This is a genomic window from Natrarchaeobaculum aegyptiacum (assembly GCF_002156705.1).
In the GTDB taxonomy this organism is placed as follows: Archaea; Halobacteriota; Halobacteria; order Halobacteriales; family Natrialbaceae; genus Natrarchaeobaculum; species Natrarchaeobaculum aegyptiacum.
The window spans coordinates 2133103-2152776 of the sequence record NZ_CP019893.1; the positions used below are offsets into that span (position 1 = coordinate 2133103).

The following is a 19674-nucleotide window of genomic DNA, read 5'->3' on the forward strand; positions in this document are numbered from 1 at the left end:
GCCTCCTGATGAGGTCAGAGACGGGCCGGAAGCGCCACCTGCTGGATGGACGACTGTCGGACTGACACACCGGTCGATAGTGACAACTGCAACGATTCACACACTGATCGCCGATCCGTCTGGCGATCAGGTGTGCAGTGACTACTATAACTGTAACAGCGTACAGTTGTCTGCATTGAACGTATCGGAACGATAATATTTCCCTGCTGAATAGTGGGCGTATGCCACTCGAGTCTTCCTTCGTCGGTCTCGTCTTCGGGGTGATCGGTCTCGCGGCCGCGGGCTACGGCGGGCTCCAGCTTCGAACCTGGCACCGAATCCGCTCGAGCGACCCGGTTTCGGTCAGAGACGCCGCCATCGAGTCCGGACCGGTCGAACTCGAGGGACGGGTTCGCGCGATCGCAGAGCCACTCTCGTCGCCAGTGCAAAACCACGCGTGCGTCGCCTACGAGTACGAAGTCGAGGAGCGCCGCCGTCGGCGGTCGAACGCGAACTCGAACGGGAGTCGCCGAACCTGGAAGACGATCGACTCCGGGAGCGACCGCCAGCGATTCGTTCTCGAGGACGACAGCGGGCGGGCCGTCGTCGACCCCTCGGGGGCCAGGCTGACGATGGCGAACGAACGGACGCATTCGATCGACAGCACGTCACAGCTTCCGCCGGGGCTGCAAACCGGCGTTTCGACGCCGCTTTCGATCGACATTGGCGGCCTCTCGATCGGCTCGCGGCCGACGCGGTACACCGAACGGCGACTCGACGTCGACGACACGGTGTACGTCTTCGGGCAGGCCGAGCCGAACCCGCCAGAAACGGACGCGCTCGTGGCGGTCTCCGACGGACCGGACGCGCCACAGTTCCTGATTTCGGACGCCGACGAGTCGGCGACGATGCGGCGATTCCTGAAACTGGGCGTCGGTGCGATCGCACTCGGTTTCGTCTTTCTCGCCGTCGGTGGACTCGTGTTCGTCGCCTGACCGGGTTCTCCTGGACGTTTTTGGCTCGGCCGCCCGCTTCGGATCGTGACGCCTCACCGAACCGTTCATGGACCTCCCTCGTGTACTTCCACTATGGGCGACTCCCACCGGTGGTCACCACAGCGGGTCCTCTTCGTCATCGTGCTCGCCGCCGCCGTAACGGTCCCCGTCGCCGCGACCCAGCTCGAGGTCAGTCCACACCGGGTCACGCCGGGGACGGTCGTCGCGGGGACTGCGCTTCTGGTCGGCTCACTCGCGTTGCCGGCGCTGCTGTTCTCTCGCTGGGCGGCTACGGTGGAGTGACTGGTCTCTTTCGTGCCGGGTGCGAATCCGATCGACGGTCTGTCGTGCTGGCGGGCGGAGATCCGGCGACGTGGAACGGACAACCGAACCCCTATGAGTGGGGCCGGCCATACGACGGTATATGACCAAGCGGTACGTCTCGCTGCCCGACGAGGCGGAAGCGGGCATGCGGGAGTTCATCGACGAGGTCGACCGACGGCTCTCCGGCGACGAGGACACCTGTGCAGTCGTCGAAGACGTCCTGATCGACCTCTCGGGTGATCGAGAGGCCTACGAACGATGGCAGGCTGGAGAGTCCACCTCACCGGCCGAACGCGTTCGCCTCCAGAGTTACGATCCGTGCAACACGACTCTCGAGAGCGAGTACTACGCCGAGAAGGACGAGGAGAAATTCCGACGCTCGAAACACCTCCAGTGGCTCTGGCGACAGTTCGACAGCCTGCCCATCGCAGATAACGTCGAGTTCGCGCTGCGATTCCGGCGGATGCTCGCCGACCACCTCTTCGAGAAGTGTGGTGACGACTGCCGCTTTTTCAAGGGGATCACGTTCACCTACGGCCACAACATCACCGTCGGCGACAACACTGTCATCCACGACGACGTCCATTTGGACGACCGCGGGAAACTGACCATCGGTGACCGCGTCTCCGTCTCCGACGGCGTCCACGTCTACAGCCACGACCACGACGTCGTCGACCAGACCGAAGTCCGAAACTACCACACGATCGTCGAAGACGACGTCCGACTCACCTACGACTCGATGATCCGTGCAGGTTGCAAGGTCGGCGAGAACGCCATCGTCGGGGCGCGGGCCATCGTCCAGCACGACGTTCCGGCCCACCACATCGCCGTCGGTGCGCCCGCACAGAGCGTCAAGATCAAGCCCGGCTGGGAAGACGCCGCCACCCCGCTCGAGGAAGCCGGCGTCACCCGTCAGGAGCAGCGCCAACTCGAGTACGACCTCCCCGAGGACCTCGAGGTCTTCGACGAGTTCGAACGCGACCTCCAGCCGCCGGAATAATTCTCCCTCGAGAGACTGTGTTCCCTGTCGATTCGGGGAATATCCAAGTGCATAGAGAACCTAGCACACGGTGATGGAGCTCTGGGGGTGGCTCGTCGCGTACGTGGTCCTGTTTGCCCTGCTCCACCTGGTTCTCTACTACGTCTACGTTCGTCGGTCCGACGGCGACAGTTCCGCGACGCCGTCGCTGGCCGATCCGGATCACAGCCACTCGCGAGGCTCACCCAGTCCTGATCGCTTCCCCCCGGCTGGCGACCGCGATGGCGACCTCGAGGGGTCAGAGGGGCCGGACGAGGACCACCACGTCACCGGCGACTCCGTGACCTGCCCCCACTGCGGCGCGACTAATTCGGCCGACCCGACCTACACCTACTGCTGGCACTGCGTCTCGACGCTCCGGCAGTGACTGTGCGGGGACGGTGCCAGTTCGTGGTCAGCGTTCGGCCGCGAGCGCGTCCGCGAGCGTCTCGAGGTGGTCGACGCCGACGACGGCGACGACCTGGTCGTCGCCATCGGCTCTGATCTCCTCGAGTCGGTCGATCATGCAGCGTTCGCGTGTCTCGTCGCGGTAGGAAAGGGCACTTCCGTCGGTGTCGACGCTGGCCAGCAGCGTCTGCACCCGGGCGACGTGCTCGCGTTCGTGGGCGGCCTGAACGGTCGGAGGATCGTCGTGGCTGCACTCGTACTCGATCGGATCGTCGCAGGCGACCGTCATCGACGTCGCGTGGGTGACCGTCGCGGCGACGCGGCAGGTCAACGCCTCCCGGGTCGCCCCGGAGAGACTCGAGACGACGCGTCGGGCGGTGGTCGCGGAGACGCGGTCGGCGATCAGTCGGGTGGCGAGGCGGCGGACGAACGACCAGTTCGGAGCGTCGATGCCGACGACGTCGGCCTCCGGGGTGGCCCGAATGGCGGCGCTCATCTCGCCGCCGAACCGCGGCGGCCCCTCACCTGCGCCGTCGCGGGCGTAGGCTCGATACAGCGGGACGGCAGCGGGCGGCAACTCGAGTGCGAGGGTCGCAGGCTGGAGGTGGCGGAGGACGCGGTCGACGCGCGCGACGCTCGCGGGGTGGTCGTGGACGACGCCGAGGAGGGTCAGATCGGTGGGCCCGGTCACCTGACGGACGAACTGGTCGGTGACCCGGGGGTCGTCGAACGATGCGGGGAAGTCGGGCATTGATCGGCTGGTAGTACGTGACTACCGGCATAACCCTTCCGTTGTCGACGGTCGCCGTCCCCGCAATTCCGGGAAACGGAGCGGTGGCGTCCCCACAGCGTGGGCGACGATCGTTTCACGGCTGGTAGGCCCGGCGTACCGTGACCGTATCGCGAAACGATCACCAACCTCTGACAACGATTTCATCGATTTATATGCGGACCGTTCCACTGCTGGGCTACACAGGTGCCACGGCGAACACTCGATCGGGGGGACGACCGACGTGGAGGTGACCAGCCATGACGAAGGAGAGTCTCACGAAAGCAGACGAGGGGAAACGCGTCCTGAACGCAGACGGTACCGACGTCGGCCGCCTGGTGGCGGTCGAAGATGGCCGCGGATACGTCGACGCCGACCCCAGCCTCTTCGAGACGATCAAGGCAAAACTCGGCTGGCGTGACGTCACCGAGGACGCCCACCCGCTCGACGAGGGGAGTATCGAACGAATCACCGACGATGCGATCTACCTTCGCGGAACGCTCTGATACGGTTTACTGTAAATCATTGCCGACGCAACCGCCCACGGGTCGCGGTTGCGTCGGTAAACCGTTACAGTAATCCGTATGAGTCGGTCGTTACTGCTCGATCGACGTCACCACGGGACAGTCGGCGTTCAACAGGACCGACTGGGTAACGCTCCCGAACACTGCCTTTCCCGTCGGCGACCGCCGCCGTCCGGCGACGACGACGTACCGTGCGTCGTGTTCGTCGGCGTACTCGAGGATCGCGTCGGCGGGATCTCCTACCAGCCCCACGGCTTCGGTGGGGACGGTGAGATCGGCTGCAGCCTCGGCTGCGACCGCTCTTGCGGCCGCTTTCACCTCGTCCATACTGATCGAGCCACCGACCTCCTCGGCCGCCGTCCGTCCCATGTCGACGAACTCCGACCGGGTCAACACGTGGACGACGTGAACCGGGTCGTCGAACGCTTCTGCGAGCCGTTCGGCTTCCTCGACTGCGTCTGCCGCTCGCGCTGACCGATCGACTGCTGCAACGATAGCCATAGGAACGGATGGTGCCGCTCGCTTGTTACTGTTTGCGTGGCCACCCGTTCTCGGAAAATCTCCGCCTGTCGTCTCAGACGCCGGTGTCGTACCGCAGGATGCCGGCGAACCCGCCGAAGGCGTTGTAGAGCTGTTCGCCCTTCTCGAAGTCCGTGGAGATGAACTTGGGCTCTGTGCCCCGCTGTTCGGCGATATCGATCAGGTGCTCGATGGCGTCCTCGCGATCCTCGTCGCTCGCTTCGACGTCAGCTCCGCAGTCGGTGCAGGTGTGGTCGGGGGTCGCCTTCCGTCGGTCGACGACCTCACGGTCGGTGTTCCCACACTCGCCACACTCGTAGGAGATGACGTCCTTGCGCAGGTCCTCGCTGATGAGCAGGCGGTCGACCGATCCCATCACGAGGTTCTCGCGAGTCTGCTCGAAGCCGTAGGTGGCAAGGTTGCCCGCGTTGAGTTCCTTGAAGAACTCCTCCATCTCCTGTTTGTCCTTCATCACCTCGGCGTCGGCCAGCGCGTCTTCGGCGTTGTCGACGAGTTCGCGGAGACCGGACTCGTCGGTGTAGGAGACGTCGAACTTGCCGATGACCGAGTCCTGGAGTTCGTGGTGGAGGTAGTCGCCGTCAAGGAACTCCTCTTTGGTGGGCGAGGGACCGCCGACGAGCACGCCGTCGATGTCGTGGCGCTTGGGGACGAACAGGTCGTTCGCCATCCCGGCAACTTCCTGATAGAAGTTGTCGATTGCTTCGAGTCGGAGCCGAGCGAATCGCTGGGCGGACTGGCCACCCTTTCGCTGTTTGCCAGGGACGAGCGAGGAGGCGGACTTGACGGCCTCGATGCGCTTGCCTTTCAGCCAGCCGACGTTGGCCTCGCGCCGATCGAGCACGATCAGCCCGTAGAGGCCACTGTCGGTCAGCATCTCCTCGAGGGGTTCGGTCAGAAAGTCAGAGTCACAGTGGTAGCGGAACGACTCGACGGGCTGTGGTGGGCTCTCCAGCACTTTGGTGACCATCTCGGTCTGGCCGCCGCCGGAGTCGACCGCACCGGAGAACAGCACCATGCCGTTTTCCGGCGGGTAGGTGTCGTAGTAGCGCAGGCGGTCTTTGATGCTGGTCAGGGCATCCTGGACGTTCGTCCGGGTCTGCTTCGATTTGATGTTGGCCGCTTCGCTGTGTTCCTGGGTGACGTGGGCAGCGACGTCGCTGATCTGGCGGTCCTCGGGAACGTAGATGGTCACGAGTTGGGTGCCAGAGCCCTCGTAGTTCTTCAGATCCTCGATGACCTTCCGAAATTCGTATTTCTTCCGGTCGGAGTGGTCCTGCTCGGCCTCCTGGCTCATTGCCAGTACAAAACGGTGCGCGGGGTAAGTATCCTACGACAGTCCGTGAGCGTTCCCGCGCAATCGCCGATGTGTGACGAATCGAACGCACACACATGAACGTAACGGCCGTCAGCCCGCTTCTTACAGCCCGCGCGTCGGTCACTCGAGGTGACGTTTTAAGGTGTAGCCGTTCCACTGTTGGGGTATCCGAGCATGTCCCACGAGACGGTCTACGCTATCGCGAGCGGGAAAGGCGGCGTCGGCAAGACGACGACGACGGTCAACCTCGGGACGGCGCTCGCCCAGGCTGGCGAGCGCGTCGCGATCGTCGACACCGACCTCGGCATGGCGAACCTCGCGGGGTTCGTCAGCCTCACGCCCGACGCGACGACGCTGCACGACGTACTGGCAGGTGACGCATCGATCGAAGACGCAACCTACCGACTGGCGGACAACATCGTCGCCGTTCCCAGCGGGACGGACTTAGACGAGTACGCAGAGACCTCGCCCGAGGGCCTCCGGGAAGCCGTTTCCGACCTTCGAACGGAATACGACTACGTCTTCCTCGACGTCGGCGCGGGTATCAGCCACGAGACGGTCCTCCCGCTCGGGCTGGCAGACGAGGTGATCGTCGTCTCGACGCCCGAACCCGCCTCCGTTCAGGACTCCGAGAAGACGATCGAACTGACCGAACACGCCGGCGGAACGGTCGCCGGCCTCGTCGTCACCCGCATCCACCCCGACACGGACGTCACCTACGACGAAATCGCAGACCGCCTCGGGCTCTCGCTGCTCGGCGCCGTCCCCGAAGACGGCGCTGCGCGCGAGAGTGTCTACGCCGGCACGCCGCTGGTGGTCTACCAGCCCGAAAGCGCTGCAGCAGTCGCCTACCGACGCATCGCCGCCGACATCGCCGGTATCGACACGTCGACCTCGAGCTCGAATTCGAGTTCGAACGGTGCCGACGCGAACGGAGCCGGCGCGCAGTCGACGGGCGAACGTGAGCAGGCAGCGCCGGACGAGGTCTCGAGCGCCATCACCGAGGCAGAATCCGACCACTGACCGGTCGACCGGCGACCGATCGTCTCGTGGCGTCTCACTTCGCCGCGCCGTTTACGCCCGTTCACTGGAGTTGCCGGGGTCTGGCTGGCTGGTCAATCGCGCCGACTGTTGTCCGTCCGGGACGGTGCTGGAGGCGACCGCTTACCGTCCCGGTAGGCCCCACCTGATTCGGCACGTTCGACGCTCGAGACGCCGAATCGATTCGAATGCTGTGACTACCACTCGAGCCGAACGGTCAGCGTCTCACGATAGTCGTTGTCGGAGACACACGGCTCGGCCATTTCTACGAAACTGGTAAATTACCGGCTTTCGGGCCCTCTATCTCCACGTTATCGCCCATATGAACGTCACCCTCGTCTGACCGGTCGGGATCGCAGAGAGTACGAGCTAATTACTAATCCGGGTTCGACTGGAGCGCTCGACCATGGAGCGACGAAAAATCCTCCTCGGCAGTGGAGCGGCGTTCGCGACCGTGCTTGCGGGCTGCTCTAGTACCGAAACCGACGAAGACGTACCAGACGATTCGGGCACCGACGACACGTCCGGGTTCGACGACGACGGTGGAAGCGACGACAGCGACACCGGCGGCGACGACGACGGCGAGGATCTCCCCGGCGTCGAGGGCGTCACCGACCTCGAGTCCGACCACCTCTCGGTCGTCGACGTCCAGGCCAACCCGGACACCCTCGGGGTGTACGTCGAGACCGACACGACCGACACGCAGAAACTCCACGACGAACTCGCCTACGTGGCCGACGACCTCTCGAAGGCGATCGTCGACCGAGACCGGTTCAAGTCCGAGATCGAATCCATCGAACTGGTCGTCGAACACAGCGGTGCGCGCGTGTTCGAAGTGTACATCGACGTCCAGTGGCTGCTCGACTACCTCGACGAGTACATCACGCGCGAGGAGCTGAAGCACAAGGTCGTCGACACGAAACACTGACACCGTCGGCCGTCTTTGCCGACGAGAGACGAAGTGGTTCCGTGGCGCAGCCGCTGCGTCGTCCACGCGCTTTTACGCGCCAGCGATTCCCTCGAGCGGGAGCGCCGACCCCGACAGTGAGCCTGGCGACCGTGTTACATCGAGCGCGGCGCTGCTACGCCGAGGATGGCGAGCGCGTTCGCGACCGCGTGTTTCGAGGCGGCCACGAGGGCGAGTCGGGCTTCCCGGAGGTCGTCGTCGACGCCGTCTGCCAGCACGGGACACTCGCGGTAGAAGCCGTTGAACCGGTCGGCGATCTCCCGGGTGTAGGTCGCGATCTGATGCGGCTCTAGGTCCTCGGCGGCCTCGTCGACGACCGCGGGGAACCGGGCGATCGTCTCGAGCAGGTCGCGTTCGGCGTCGGTCTCGAGCAGGTCGGCGTCGACGGCCGTCTCGAGGCCCTGGGCTGCGAGGTCGTCGTCGGGGTCGAGCCCCGCTTCCTCGAGAATCCCACAGCAGCGGGCGTGGACGTACTGGACGTAGGGAGCCGACTGGGCTTCGAAGTCGAGGGCGCGGTCCCACTCGAAGGTGATCGCTTTGGTTGGCTGTTTCGAGACGACGTCGTAGCGGACGGCGCCGATGCCGACCTGATGCGCGATTCGTTCGACGTCCGCCGCATCGAGGTCGTCGTCGCGGATACGGTCGTCCAGTCGATCCTCGACCTCCTGGCGGGCGCGGTCGATGGCCTCGTCGAGCAGGTCGTCCAGATCCACGCCGGTACCGCGGCGAGTCGACATCTTCCCCTCGGGCAGGTTGACGTAAGAGTACAGTACCTGCTCCAGGTCCTCGGTGTCGGTACCCAGCAACTCGAGGACGGTCTCGACCTGTCTGGCCTGCAGTTTGTGGTCCTCGCCGAGCACCGTGACGGCGCGGTCGTACTCTTCGAATTTCCACTCGTGGTGGGCGATATCGCGCGTCGCGTACAGCGAGGTACCATCCGAGCGCAGGAAGACGAGGTTCTTGTCGATCCCGTGATTCTCCAGCTCGAGCTGCCAGGCGTCCTCGTCGTAGACCGCCTCGTCGAGGGCCTGCAGTCGGTCGACGAGGTCGTCGGTGTCGCCGTTGCGCATGAACCGGGTCTCCTTGACGAACTCGTCGAACTCCGCGGGCAGGCGCTCGAGACACTCGCGCATCCCCGAGAGCACCTGGTCGACGACCTCGCTGACCCGCTCGTAGGCCTCCTCGTCGCCCGCCTCGAGGCCCTGCATGATCGACTCGATCTCGGCTTCGGCTTCCTCGACCTCGGCCTCGGAGGCGTTCTCGAGGTAGGCGTTCCCCTTGCGGTAGTAGCGCACGAGGTCGTACTCGATGCGGTCGCGTTCTGGCTCGCTCTCGAGGTCTGCCTCGTCGAAGGTCTCGTAGGCCCACGTGAAGACGGCCATCTGTCGGCCGGCGTCGTTGACGTAGTAGTGGCGATCCACGTCGTAGCCGGCGTACGCGAGCAGATTGGCGACGGCGTCGCCGATGATCGGGTTCCGCGCACGGCCGACGTGGACCGGCCCCGTCGGGTTGGCGCTCGTGTGCTCGACGACGACGGAGGTCTCCCGATCCGTGAGGTGACCGTACGCCTCGTCGGTCGCCGCGACGAGCGTCTCGTCGAAGTAGGCGTCACTCGGCAGGAAGTTGAGGTACGGACCCTGCGTCTGGATCTCGGCGACGTAGGTCAGGTCGTCGACGTCGATCTCGCCTGCGATCTCGCCGGCGACCTGCGGCGGCGCCGCGCCGGCCTCACTCGCCAGTCGGAAGGCCACGCTCGAGGCGAGGACGCTCTCGACGTCCTCCGGCGGTTCTTCGATCCCGAGGTCGTCCGTCGGGTACCCGAGGGTCGAGAGCGCCCCCTCGAGGGCGGTTTCGACCTCCGTGCGTAGAGACAGGAACATACCCGCCCGTATTCAGGGGGCGACTAAAGGAATGTCGGGTTCTGCTTTTGCCTGTATGGCGACCCACCCGATAGTCGACTTCAGCTCACCAGCAGACGCGGCTCCAAAACGGCTACAGGAACGGTTCGAGCATCTCGTCGTCGTACGGCGCGGGTTTCCCGTCGGCGTCGAAGCAGCCGTACTCGGAGACTGCTTCGATGTTGGTCCGGCCGTCGGTCGAGAACTCCTGGGCGACTCGGATCGTGTCCTCGCTGACGGTCTCGACGTCGCACTCGACCTCGAGGGTGGTCCCGAACAGGACGGGCGATTTGAACTGCCACTGCCAGTCGCGAATGCGGTAGGGGTGTTTCTCGCCGCGCAGTTCGGGGAGGCTGGTGTCGTTTGCCTCGAGGTGGTGCTCGATGGCGATCGTCGCGAAGTTCGGGTAGTTCTCGAAGTAGGCGAGTTCCGCGCCCTCGATGTACGGACTCCGGACGTCGAACGACGAGGCGAAGGAGACGTCGCTCTCTTCGCCGGCGGGCTCGTCCTCGGGGCCGACGACCGGGTCGCGGTCGACGCAATCGTCGATGAACGCCTCGCGGACGGCGTCGGGTAACTCGAGGGCGGTCCCCTCGTCGTCGATCGTCACGTGGACGATCCGGGTGGTCATCAGACTGTCGCCGGACTCGTCGGTTACTTCGTAACAGAGTTCGACGCTCGTGTCGCCCGCCGAAATCGGGACGGTCTCGACGGTGATCGCGTCCCCGGTTCGGGGGTAGCGGTCGACCGAGGTCTGGACCACGACGGGGGCGTAGGGGATGCCGTCGTCGGCCAGAATCTCCTCGAACGAGTAGCCGTAGGCCTCCGCAAATTCCTGCGTCGAGACGAGTTGCCAGTCGAAGAGCGTCCCCCCGTGGACGAGCCGTCCCGAGAGTTCGCCAAATCGCACCCGCTGGTCGCCAATGGTTTCCATGCCCCATTCCAGTGTCGACCACATTACAGTGGTTCCGAAACCGGCAACCGAGGTGCAAACCACTACCGGGCGACCGGATTGGGGTTGGTAAGTTGACACGCAACGGTAAAAACTATAACGTATCCGATAAACTCGAAACGGGATGTAAGTGGGGTCCTGGTCGGCGTCACTCGAGACTGGGGGCTGCCAGAATCGTCGATTCCCTGCCCGGCGGCCGAACTCACTCGAACCGGGCTGCCGCTGCCCGGAATCGCTGCTCGTGGATCGGTCGGAACGCCTCGTCGGACGCGTCGAACTCACCCGGCGAGAAGAAGCGGGCGTCCATCGCGTCAGAGCCGGCCGACGGAACGCCGGTGGTCGCCGACCGCTCGACGACGTAGTGGATCGTCACCACGTGTTTCCCCGTTCGCGGCGGAAGATTTGTCGCGTCGAGGATCTCGAGCGCGTCGGGGTCGACCGAGATGCCGGTTTCCTCCTCGAGTTCGCGGGCGGCGGCCGCGGCCGGCTCCTCGCCGACTTCCATGTGGCCACCGGGGATCGTCCACTCGCCGACGCCCGGCGGAACCCCGCGCTTGACACAGAGGACGGCGGGCTCCGTGTGGCGATCGCCGTCGCGCCCTGTTTCGTCCCCGCCGCCGTCCACGACCGCGACGCCCGCACAGGGGACCGGGTTGTGCCAGACGACGCGGTCGCAGGCGGGACAGTTCGCGCGCTCGCGTCCGTCGAACGTGATCGTCTCGAGAGCGGAACCACAGCGGGGGCAAAACTCGGCCGGGCGGCTGACCATCTATCCGCCCGTCGGGACTCGAGGCTCAAAGCGTTTTCAGTCCGCTGCCGGTCAGCGGGACGACGACGTCGGCACCCGGTGCGAGGATTCCGTCCTCGCGGTAGCGTTCGAGTGCGGCGGCGGCGACCGCACAGGTCGGTTCGACGTAGAACCCGTCGCGGTGGAGTCGGTCGAGTGTCGCCTCGACGGGGTCGTCGCCCAGCGCGATGGCGTCGCCGTCGGTCGTCTCGATCGCCTCGAGAATCTCTTCCTGTCGGGCGGGCGCGTCGATCCTGAGGCCAGTCGCGATCGCGCTCTCGGCGTCGCTCTCGCCGAAGGGGTCGCCGTCGAGTGCCTCGACGATCGGTGCGTAGCCGGCTGCCTGTGCACCCAGCAGCCGGGGGACGCGGTCGATCATGCCGGCTTCCTCGAGCAGCGTGAAGCCGCGATACGCGCCGAGAAACAGCGTTCCGTGACCGATCGGGAGGACGACCGCCTCGGGTGCGCGCCAGTCGCGCTGGGCGGCGAGTTCGAAGGCGAACGTCATCGTGCCCGCGAAAAAGGCCGGGTTCCACGCGTGGCTCGCGTACCAGCCGTCGCCGGTCTGGTAGGGTGCGTCGTCCCCGTCGTCGTTCGCTCCGCCGCCGCCCGATTCACCATCGCTGGCCGTTGCGCCGCCGTCGTTGTCGCCGCCCGACACACCAGTGACCGCCGCCTGACAGGCCTCTGTGACCTCCTGCCGACTCCCCTCGATCCGAACCGGACGGGCACCGGCGCGCTGGATCGCCATCAGCTTCGACTGGGCGACGTCCGCCGGGACGTAGATGTCTGCTTCGAGTCCCGCTCGCGCTGCGTAGGTGGCGATGGCCGCACCCGCGTTGCCCGAGGAGTCTTCGACCACTCGCTCGACGCCGAGTTCGACCGCACGCGAGAGGATCGTCGTCGCGCCCCGGTCCTTGAACGACCCCGTCGGGAAGACGTACTCGAGTTTGAACGCGGCGTCCCAGTCGGGTGCGTCGACCAGTGGGGTAAATCCCTCGTGGAAGGTGACGTGCGGTTCGATCGGCAGGAACTCGAAGAACGTCCAGAGGCCGTCGCTCGTGTCGACCCGTGAGAGCGGCAGTGGGTCGCCCTCGGGATAGGGCCGCTCGGTGAACTCGAGGGGGTGGCCACAGCCACAGCGCCAGGGCTCCTCCGGGCCGGCCTCGTAGGTCCGTTCGCAGGCGGGACAGGTGAGTTTCGAGGCCATCAGACGGTGTCGACGTCGGTGCCGACCGAGCAGACGTACTCGCCGGTGGCGACCTGTGGCAGGCGTCGGGTTCGCCAGAGGATACCGTCGCTGTCGGCCGTGATCGTCGCCTTCGATTCGCCGAAGGGGGTCGTCACCTCGAAGATCGGTTCGCCGCGGCTGACGCGCGCGCCGAGGTCCTTCTGCATGTCGACGAGTCCGCCCACGGGCGAGCCGTACTGTTCGAAGCCGGTCGCGCGGGTCTGGCGCTCGAGTGTCGGGCTCCCGTCGAGGAAGCCGTAGTATTCGAGGACGTTGAAGACACCCTCGACGCCCTTTCGGATGCTCGTCTCGTCCCAGCCGACGGCACCACCGAGTTCGGGGTCGACGGTCGGGATTCCCTCGTCGGGGGCGACACGGGCGAGCTGGCCGTCGGGCCCTTTCTGATCGAGGACGTAGCCACAGCCGAAGGCCTTCGCCAGCTCGAGGCAGTCCTCGTGGATGCGGTGTCGGCGGCCACAGCGTACCCGGACTTCGTCGATCATCCGACTGGTCGACCCCTGGTGGAGGTCGAGCACGAGGTCGGCGCGACTGGCGGCGTCGAACGTCGCGGCGGCGATTCGCTCGCTCGAGGTGCCGTTCTCGTTGCCGGGGTAGGCCCGGTTCATCTTCGTGTCGTCGATCGGGTTCCGGTGTTCGGCCACCTGAAACGCGTGGTAGTTGACGATGCCGACGATCAGGATCGTCCCCGAGAGTGTCGCGGGATCGAGTTGTGGGACGAGTCGCCTGATCACGCCGACGCCGTTGAGTTCGTCACCGTCGCTGGCGGCCTGCAGATATAGCGTCTTGCCCGACCGCTCGCCGTTGATTACGGCGACGGGGAGCCCGACCGGGCTGCCGTCCCGGGTTTCGCCGACCTCGAGACGGCCCGTGTCGATCTCGCCGGGCCCTGCGCTCGCCGTTCCGAGCGTCGTCGTCATGTCCCAGACGACGGACCCGTCCACTATTATACTGTCTGTTGATGATGGACAGGAACCCGCTCCAGTTGCCGACTTTCTCTCAGCAGGTGTCCCGTCCCGGTCACTCGGCCGCGTCGTACTGCGGGAGCCGTCCCGACCGCGCCGAGCCCTCGAGGAAGGGGAGACTCGTCTGCCGTGCCGGAATCTCCTCGCCGTCGACCCGGACCGAGAGCGACTCGGTCTCGCAGTCGTACTCCACGAGCGCGAGGGCGATCACGGCCTCGAGCATCGGGCTCTCGACGGCACGGGTGACTTCGCCGACGGTGGCGTCGCCGTCGAAGACGGTCGCACCGGCGTCGGGGACGACTGGTTCGTCGTCAGGTGCGTCGGCAGCCCCCTCGAGTGTGAGTCCGACCAGTCGGCGACTCGGCTGGCCGACGTTCTCGACACGGGAGACGACCTCCTGGCCGACGAAACAGCCCTTCTCGAAGTCGACGGCCCCGCGGAGACCGAGCACGTTCGGGATCTGCCCCTCGAGTTCGGCGTCGAACAGCGGCGTGCCGGCCTCGAGACAGAGGGCCTCCCAGGTCCGGTAGCCGACGGGTGCGGCGTTCATCCCCTGTGTGAGGAGGACGTCGTGGACCGCCTCGGCGTCGGCGGCACTGCAGACGACCTCGTAGGTCTCCTCGCCGGGGTGGCCGTCGGTTCGGATCACGGTCACGCCGGTGTCGCCCATCGTTCCACGGACGAAGGTGTGGGGCTGTTCGGGCGTCGCCGCGCCGTTGAGGACGCTCGCGACCTTCTCGGTCGCCTGTGGCCCGCAGAGACGGAAGACGGCGTACTCGTCTGTCGCGTCGGTGATCTCGACGTCCTGAATGAACACCTTCTCCGACCAGTCGTCTGCGAGGTCGCCGGCCGCTCCGGGCTGGGTGAACAAGAGGAGACGCTCGCCCGCGTTGTAGACGGTCAATTCGACCTCGACGCGACCCTGCGGATCGAGGACCAGCGCCTCACAGCCGCGGCCGTCCTCGGCGGGGACGCGGTTCGAGACGACGTTGTCGACGTACTCGAGTCGGTCCTCTCCCTCGACGACGACGACGCCGTAGGCGGCCTCGAGCAGGCCGACGCCGTTGCGGACCGCCCGGTGGGCGCGCTCGGGCCGGCCGTAGTGTTCGACGACCGTTCGACCACCGCGGTCGCCGAAGGTCGCCCCGTGGTCGGCGTGAATCGACTCGATGACACTCATATCACTGTCCTCGAGCCTCGTCCTCTCAGGCGTTTCGATTCGCGAAGTCCCGGGACTCGGCAGGCGAGCGGTCTCGAGTCAAAACGGGAACCGCTCGCGGAGCCACTCACCGATCGTCGCCGACTCTTCGTCGTCGACTGGCTGGTCCGGGACGACGCGCTCGTGGGGCTTGATCACCGTCCGACCGCCCTCACCCACGCTCGATTCGACTTCGATGAGTCCGTCGGCTTTCAGCGTCGACAGCGCCGTCTCGAGGTCGTCGATGTCGACTTCGACGGCTGCCCGGAGTTCGAAGACAGTCATCCCCTCCTCGGCGCGGTTGACGAGCGCATCGAGTACCGCCACCTGCGTCCCGTCGCGGTTCCGGTACTCCCGCTTGGCTCTCATCCGGTCTCACTTTCGACAGCGCGGGATTTGACGTTTGTCGTTCGCTCTCACGGATCCGTGACCGATCGGATCTCGTGGTTGACAGCGATCTGAGCAAATAGTGGGCGGTACGTTTTTTATACCCAGAATCGGTACGGTGGGACAATGGTCCTGCGATGTTCGCTGCTCGGTCACGACTACGGGGAACCCGACGTCGAACGCGAGCGCGAAGAACGGGGCAGCGAAGTCGTCGTTACCGTCCAGGAGTACGAGGAGTGTTCCCGCTGTGGCGACCGCAACGTCCTGAGCGAGAACACCGAAGTGCGGAGTCTCTCCGGGACGAGCGCCGATGGAGCCGCGCCCCCACGATCCGAGTCCGACGCCGAGGCCGAATCGACCGCCGACGATCAGCCGAACCGACCGGACGCTGCCCGGGGCGAACCGAGTGGCGCCGAGGCCGGCGCTGGCGGCGGCGCTAGCGCTGGAAGCGAGTCCGAGTCGACGGCCGACCCGGCCCCCGAGACCACCGGCGAGGACGCCGAAATCCTCGACGCAGAGGACGACGCGTCCGGCGGCGTCACCATTCCCGACGCCGAGACGAACGGCCCGGTCGAGGCCCGGCCCGACCCGGACGGTCAGGTGGCAACCGACGACGCCGTCTCGGCCGACCATCCGTCCGACGCCGACGGCGAACCGGTGACCGACGACGGCGAAATTCTGGAACCAGCGGACGAGTCCACCGACGACGACAGAGCGCCCGGTGCCTGGCCCGACTCGAGCGACGTCGGGCCGCCGGTCGACCGCGACGGGGAACCGACGACGTGGCCAGACCCGGAGGCCGACTCCGACGGGATGGAGGCGACTGGTGACTCGAGCGACGAACCCGGACCCGTAGCCGACGATCCGGCGGAAGAGCAAACCGACGCCGTCGTTCTCGAGCACACCGACCCGACCGAGACCGGTGCCGACGCCATCGCGACGGACTCCGAAATCGTCGACGCAGGCCCCACCGGTCCCGAGCCCGACCAGGAACCCGACTCGAGCGGCCGCCCGAGTCTCAGTACCGGTTCGGGGATCGAGCGGGCAGACTCGGTTCCGACGCCCGGCGAGACGCCCGCCCGACGAACCGACGACGTTCAGACGGAGTACTACTGTCCGCGGTGTGAGTTCGTCGAACCGGACGGGCAGGGCTCGCTCCGACCCGGGGACATCTGTCCCGACTGCCGGAAGGGCTACCTCGGGGAGCGTCCGGTCCAGTAACCGAACGCGATTTTCCCGGCGAATCGGGACGGCGGCGTCCGGGTATCAGTCCGGCGTAACGTCGCCTATGAAAAGAGGTAAAGACCCTGCCGTGTATCTCAGAGCCATGAAGGAGTACAAGATGCGTCGCGGCGAATATCTCGAGGAACGAATCCCCGACATGGAAGCGACCGTCGAGGAGTACTTCGGTCCGATCACGGGTACCGAGGAGTTCAAAGGGAGTGACCTCTACGTCATCGGCGAGCCCGACAACCCCGTCTTCGAGAAGATCGTCGTCGGTGCCGTCGAATACTCCGGCAAGAAGGACAAACTCGGCGTCGAATTTCACGAGCGCGATCCCACCGAACTCGGCCCGGAGGAACTCGAAGCCGCTGCCGATGCCGTCGACGCGAAAAACGACTTCCTGCTCGAGGCGACCGGTCGTGACGCCAAGGCCCGTCGTGACTCGCTGAAACGCTCGGTCGAGGACGACCCGGACCACGACGTCGCCTGATCGCGGGGTTCTTTTCTACTTCGACGGTTCCGGTCACGGATCGGCGCTCGAGCGCCAGTCCGAATTCGGAATCGTTACGACGACGCCGTCTATTCGTTCGATCGATGGAGTTCACTGCGTTTGTACTCGCGACCGCAGTTGCACACGTCGGTTTCGCGATCTTCGTCACCGCCCATGCGAAGCTCACTGCTCAGGACGCCGGTAACTGGCCGTACCTGACGCTCTTGCTGGGGCTCGCCGGTGTCGCAGGTTACTTCTTCTACGACGAGATCGCAGAATCCGGACGGATCTGACCGGCCGGCCGTCGCCAGTTTCGACTCGCTCGTGAGAAACCGGGGGTCAGAAGCGAGAACGCCAGAAGGGAGCGTTGGTGGTCGTTTCTCGAGCGTTCGAGGGGGTCGTTCAGGCCAGGAAGACGTGCCGCGGCCGGTCTGCGAGGATGTCCCGGCCGTACTGCACCGTTTCCGAGAACTCGTCGCTTCGGAAGAAGGCCATCGCGTCCTCGCGGGAGTCCCACCGGCTGGCGATGAACATGTCGTTTTCGTCCTCGCGGTTGGCCAGCAGGTCGGACTTGCGGTGGCCGTCCATCTCGGCGAGCAGGCCGCCGACGTCCTCGAAGGTGCCGACGAAGTCGCTCCGGTGCTCGGGCTTGACGGTGTAGAACATTCCCATCGTCCCCCAGGAGTCGTCGTCATCGTCGCCAGCCTGTCGGACGATTTCGGGAAGGTCGGCGAGGAACCCGGCCGCCGTCTTGGCCGCGCGCTCGGTCTCCCAGAGGCTGACGACTGCCGTCTCGGCGTCCTCGTCGCTCGTTTCGGATTCGTAGACGGCGGTCTTCACGTGCGTGTCGTAGTGGTCGAAGTTCGTCCGGAGGCCGTCGACCTCGTCGAACAGGTCGTCCGGGTCGGCCGCCGAGTAGAGGACGACTGCGTGGATGTCCTCGCCGTGTGGCTGGCCCGCGTAGACGCCCTGCTCCTCGAGTTCGCTCCGGACGTCCTCGCCGGCGACGCTGCTCGGTGGACCACCCGAGTCCCCGTGGGCGTGGCTGTCGGCCTCGTCGTCGCGCTCGCCGTGGGGATGGTCGCCTTCGCCGTGGGCACCATCGCCGTGTGGGTGGCCACTCTCGTCGTCGTCTTCGGTCGGAACCGCCTCGCCGGCCATGTATGCCTCGAGGTCTGCGGGTTCGAACCGGCGGCCGACGTAGAAGCGGCCGAACTCGGCGTACTTCGAGGTCGAGGGGTCGAAGCGCATCTCCGCGAGCAGGTTCTTGATGTTCGCCGGGTCGTTGGCGAACAGCGAGACGCTCCACTCGTGGTCGTCGAAGCCGATGCTGCCGGCGGTGATCTGGCTGACCTTCCCGCCGTAACTGCGACCGATGTCACCGTGAGAGCTCATGTGTTCCGACCGGTCCTCGAACGGCAGGTCGTACCAGTTGTACTCCGGATCGCGACGCTTCGACATCGGGTAGAAGTTGACGTACTCGGCGTCGGGGATCTGCGGGTAGAGCTTCTGCTCGAGGTAGCGCTTGAGGCCGGTGTTTTCGACCTCTTCGTCCTCCTCGAAGTAGGCGTCGGTGACGTAGTCGGACACCTCGGCGACCGAGATATAGGAGTCGGCGCGCTCGGTGAACTCGGCGAAGGCCGTGCCGTCGAACCGCCGCCCGAGGCGTTCGACCTCGGCCATCGTCGGCCGGATGTGCATGACGAGCAAGTCGACCTCGTGGCCGAGCATGGCGAACGTCGCCGAGTCGCCTTCCTCGGCGTCGACGACGGCCTCGCAATCGTCGAGGAAGGCCGCTCCCTCCTCCAGTGCGCGCTCGCGGACGTGATCCGGGGCCGCCCGCCAGGCGTCCCAGTCGACGGTCCGGAAGTCGTGCAGGATGTACCAGCCTTCTTTGGTTCGCGGTGGGGTCCGTCGTTCCATGACCGGTGGGTTGGTCCGCGACCGATAAGAAGGGTCTGCTTCGATCCCGGTTCGCTGGAGCCGACTCGAACGCCGTCGATCGCGCCGGCCAGTGATCGCCGTCGAAGGTTCCCGTCCCGAATTGCTGGCGTCAGAAACCCTTTAGGGCCGCCCCCGTAACTCCGGGCCAATGCGGAAGAGTGGGCCGCCGAAGGGGCTGATCGCGTATCTCGTCCTCGAGTTGCTCGAGGAAAAACCACGGTACGGCTACGAGGTACTCAAGGAAATCTGTGAGATCAGCGGCGGCCACTGGGAGCCCTCCTACGGGTCTGTCTACCCGATTCTCTACAAGTTCGAGGAGGAAGGGTGGGCCGAGCGAATCGACCGCGAGGACGAACCCGACCGGAAGTACTTCGAGTTGACCGACGCCGGCCGCGAGGAACTGGCCGACCGCCGGGAACGGTGTCCGACGGACGCCGTCGAGTTCGCCGACGTCATTCTGGGGTACGTCCACGTCTACGCCGCGTTCGCGACCGACGATCGGTTCGAGATCCCCCACCGCGAGGGCACCTGGCGATTCGACGAGACGTTCAACGCCTGGCTGGTCGAGCAGGTGATCCGCCACCACGAGCACTACTTCGACACCGAGTTCGAACGGCTCGAGGACAGCCCCGAGGAGTTCTACGACCGCCACGACGTCGACGAGGAGGAGCGAAGCGGTCGGTGACTGCTGTCTCACCGG

22 protein-coding genes are annotated in these 19674 nt (G+C 65.8%); 11 read left to right on the plus strand and 11 right to left on the minus strand.

All coding sequences use genetic code 11. The features are described from left to right. Positions 1 to 221 precede the first annotated feature (221 nt). The 4 genes from B1756_RS10450 to B1756_RS10465 all read left to right on the plus strand — a co-directional run bounded on the left by B1756_RS10450 (position 222) and on the right by B1756_RS10465 (position 2704). Positions 222 to 974 carry a GIDE domain-containing protein gene (locus B1756_RS10450; protein WP_086888482.1) on the plus strand — a complete coding sequence of 251 codons (753 nt, stop codon included), beginning with the start codon at positions 222 to 224 and terminating at the stop codon, positions 972 to 974. Between the two features lie 93 nt (positions 975 to 1067). Continuing rightward, positions 1068 to 1277 carry a hypothetical protein gene (locus B1756_RS10455; RefSeq protein WP_086888483.1) on the plus strand — a complete coding sequence of 70 codons (210 nt, stop codon included), beginning with the start codon at positions 1068 to 1070 and terminating at the stop codon, positions 1275 to 1277. 121 nt (positions 1278 to 1398) lie between these two features. Further along, positions 1399 to 2298, plus strand: a complete 900-nt coding sequence (locus B1756_RS10460) for an acyltransferase (protein ID WP_086888484.1) — start codon at positions 1399 to 1401, stop codon at positions 2296 to 2298. 73 nt (positions 2299 to 2371) lie between these two features. Then, on the plus strand, positions 2372 to 2704 hold the full coding sequence (locus B1756_RS10465) for a DUF7577 domain-containing protein (protein WP_086888485.1): 333 nt from the start codon (positions 2372 to 2374) through the stop codon (positions 2702 to 2704). 27 nt (positions 2705 to 2731) lie between these two features. Here B1756_RS10465 and B1756_RS10470 read toward each other — a convergent pair whose 3' ends face one another. Continuing rightward, positions 2732 to 3475, minus strand: coding sequence for a hypothetical protein (locus B1756_RS10470; RefSeq protein ID WP_086888486.1), 744 nt, complete (start codon positions 3473 to 3475; stop codon positions 2732 to 2734). A gap of 278 nt (positions 3476 to 3753) precedes the next feature. On the opposite strand from B1756_RS10470, the gene B1756_RS10475 reads away from it, so the two are divergent. Next, a complete protein-coding gene (locus tag B1756_RS10475; protein WP_086888487.1) occupies positions 3754 to 3999 on the plus strand; it encodes a hypothetical protein in 246 nt (81 codons plus the stop codon). Positions 4000 to 4089: 90 nt separating this feature from the next. On the opposite strand, the gene B1756_RS10480 is transcribed toward B1756_RS10475, so the two are convergent. Together B1756_RS10480 and prf1 are read right to left on the minus strand one after the other, a co-directional pair. Then, on the minus strand, positions 4090 to 4518 hold the full coding sequence (locus tag B1756_RS10480; RefSeq protein WP_086888488.1) for a universal stress protein: 429 nt from the start codon (positions 4516 to 4518) through the stop codon (positions 4090 to 4092). 73 nt (positions 4519 to 4591) lie between these two features. After that, on the minus strand, positions 4592 to 5851 hold the full coding sequence (gene prf1, locus B1756_RS10485) for a peptide chain release factor aRF-1 (protein WP_086888489.1): 1260 nt from the start codon (positions 5849 to 5851) through the stop codon (positions 4592 to 4594). Between the two features lie 195 nt (positions 5852 to 6046). Here prf1 and B1756_RS10490 point away from each other — a divergent pair, with 195 nt between their 5' ends. Both B1756_RS10490 and B1756_RS10495 read left to right on the plus strand, forming a co-directional pair. Continuing rightward, positions 6047 to 6895, plus strand: a complete 849-nt coding sequence (locus tag B1756_RS10490; RefSeq protein ID WP_086888490.1) for a MinD/ParA family ATP-binding protein — start codon at positions 6047 to 6049, stop codon at positions 6893 to 6895. Between the two features lie 424 nt (positions 6896 to 7319). After that, entirely contained in the window at positions 7320 to 7841 is a 522-nt protein-coding gene (locus B1756_RS10495) for a DUF8159 domain-containing protein (RefSeq protein WP_086888491.1), read from the plus strand. Between the two features lie 134 nt (positions 7842 to 7975). Here B1756_RS10495 and argS read toward each other — a convergent pair whose 3' ends face one another. The 7 genes from argS to B1756_RS10530 form a co-directional block, all read right to left on the minus strand. After that, a complete protein-coding gene (gene argS / locus B1756_RS10500; protein WP_086888492.1) occupies positions 7976 to 9760 on the minus strand; it encodes an arginine--tRNA ligase in 1785 nt (594 codons plus the stop codon). A gap of 112 nt (positions 9761 to 9872) precedes the next feature. Beyond that, entirely contained in the window at positions 9873 to 10712 is an 840-nt protein-coding gene (locus tag B1756_RS10505; protein WP_086888493.1) for an acyl-CoA thioesterase, read from the minus strand. A 220-nt stretch (positions 10713 to 10932) separates the two neighbouring features. After that, the gene (locus tag B1756_RS10510) at positions 10933 to 11499 is read right to left on the minus strand and encodes an NUDIX domain-containing protein (protein WP_086888494.1); all 567 of its coding nucleotides are present in this window, start codon (positions 11497 to 11499) and stop codon (positions 10933 to 10935) included. A 25-nt stretch (positions 11500 to 11524) separates the two neighbouring features. After that, entirely contained in the window at positions 11525 to 12727 is a 1203-nt protein-coding gene (locus B1756_RS10515; RefSeq protein WP_086888495.1) for a pyridoxal-phosphate dependent enzyme, read from the minus strand. Next, a complete protein-coding gene (locus B1756_RS10520) occupies positions 12727 to 13686 on the minus strand; it encodes a succinylglutamate desuccinylase/aspartoacylase family protein (RefSeq protein ID WP_086890142.1) in 960 nt (319 codons plus the stop codon). Before B1756_RS10520 ends, B1756_RS10515 begins: the two co-directional genes overlap by 1 nt. A gap of 100 nt (positions 13687 to 13786) precedes the next feature. Continuing rightward, on the minus strand, positions 13787 to 14911 hold the full coding sequence (gene ygfZ, locus B1756_RS10525) for a CAF17-like 4Fe-4S cluster assembly/insertion protein YgfZ (protein WP_086888496.1): 1125 nt from the start codon (positions 14909 to 14911) through the stop codon (positions 13787 to 13789). 78 nt (positions 14912 to 14989) lie between these two features. Then, positions 14990 to 15298, minus strand: a complete 309-nt coding sequence (locus tag B1756_RS10530) for a DUF6432 family protein (RefSeq protein ID WP_086888497.1) — start codon at positions 15296 to 15298, stop codon at positions 14990 to 14992. A gap of 144 nt (positions 15299 to 15442) precedes the next feature. On the opposite strand from B1756_RS10530, the gene B1756_RS10535 reads away from it, so the two are divergent. The 3 genes from B1756_RS10535 to B1756_RS10545 all read left to right on the plus strand — a co-directional run bounded on the left by B1756_RS10535 (position 15443) and on the right by B1756_RS10545 (position 17323). After that, the gene (locus B1756_RS10535) at positions 15443 to 16537 is read left to right on the plus strand and encodes a DUF7093 family protein (RefSeq protein WP_086888498.1); all 1095 of its coding nucleotides are present in this window, start codon (positions 15443 to 15445) and stop codon (positions 16535 to 16537) included. A gap of 106 nt (positions 16538 to 16643) precedes the next feature. Then, positions 16644 to 17030, plus strand: coding sequence for a DUF5611 family protein (locus tag B1756_RS10540; protein WP_086888499.1), 387 nt, complete (start codon positions 16644 to 16646; stop codon positions 17028 to 17030). 104 nt (positions 17031 to 17134) lie between these two features. Further along, on the plus strand, positions 17135 to 17323 hold the full coding sequence (locus B1756_RS10545) for a hypothetical protein (protein ID WP_086888500.1): 189 nt from the start codon (positions 17135 to 17137) through the stop codon (positions 17321 to 17323). A gap of 109 nt (positions 17324 to 17432) precedes the next feature. Here the strand turns inward: B1756_RS10545 and B1756_RS10550 are convergent, their stop codons facing one another. Beyond that, positions 17433 to 18953: a heme-binding protein gene (locus B1756_RS10550; protein ID WP_086888501.1), complete on the minus strand. Its 1521-nt coding sequence runs from the start codon at positions 18951 to 18953 to the stop codon at positions 17433 to 17435. A 169-nt stretch (positions 18954 to 19122) separates the two neighbouring features. Here B1756_RS10550 and B1756_RS10555 point away from each other — a divergent pair, with 169 nt between their 5' ends. Beyond that, on the plus strand, positions 19123 to 19659 hold the full coding sequence (locus B1756_RS10555) for a PadR family transcriptional regulator (protein ID WP_086888502.1): 537 nt from the start codon (positions 19123 to 19125) through the stop codon (positions 19657 to 19659). Positions 19660 to 19674 lie beyond the last annotated feature (15 nt).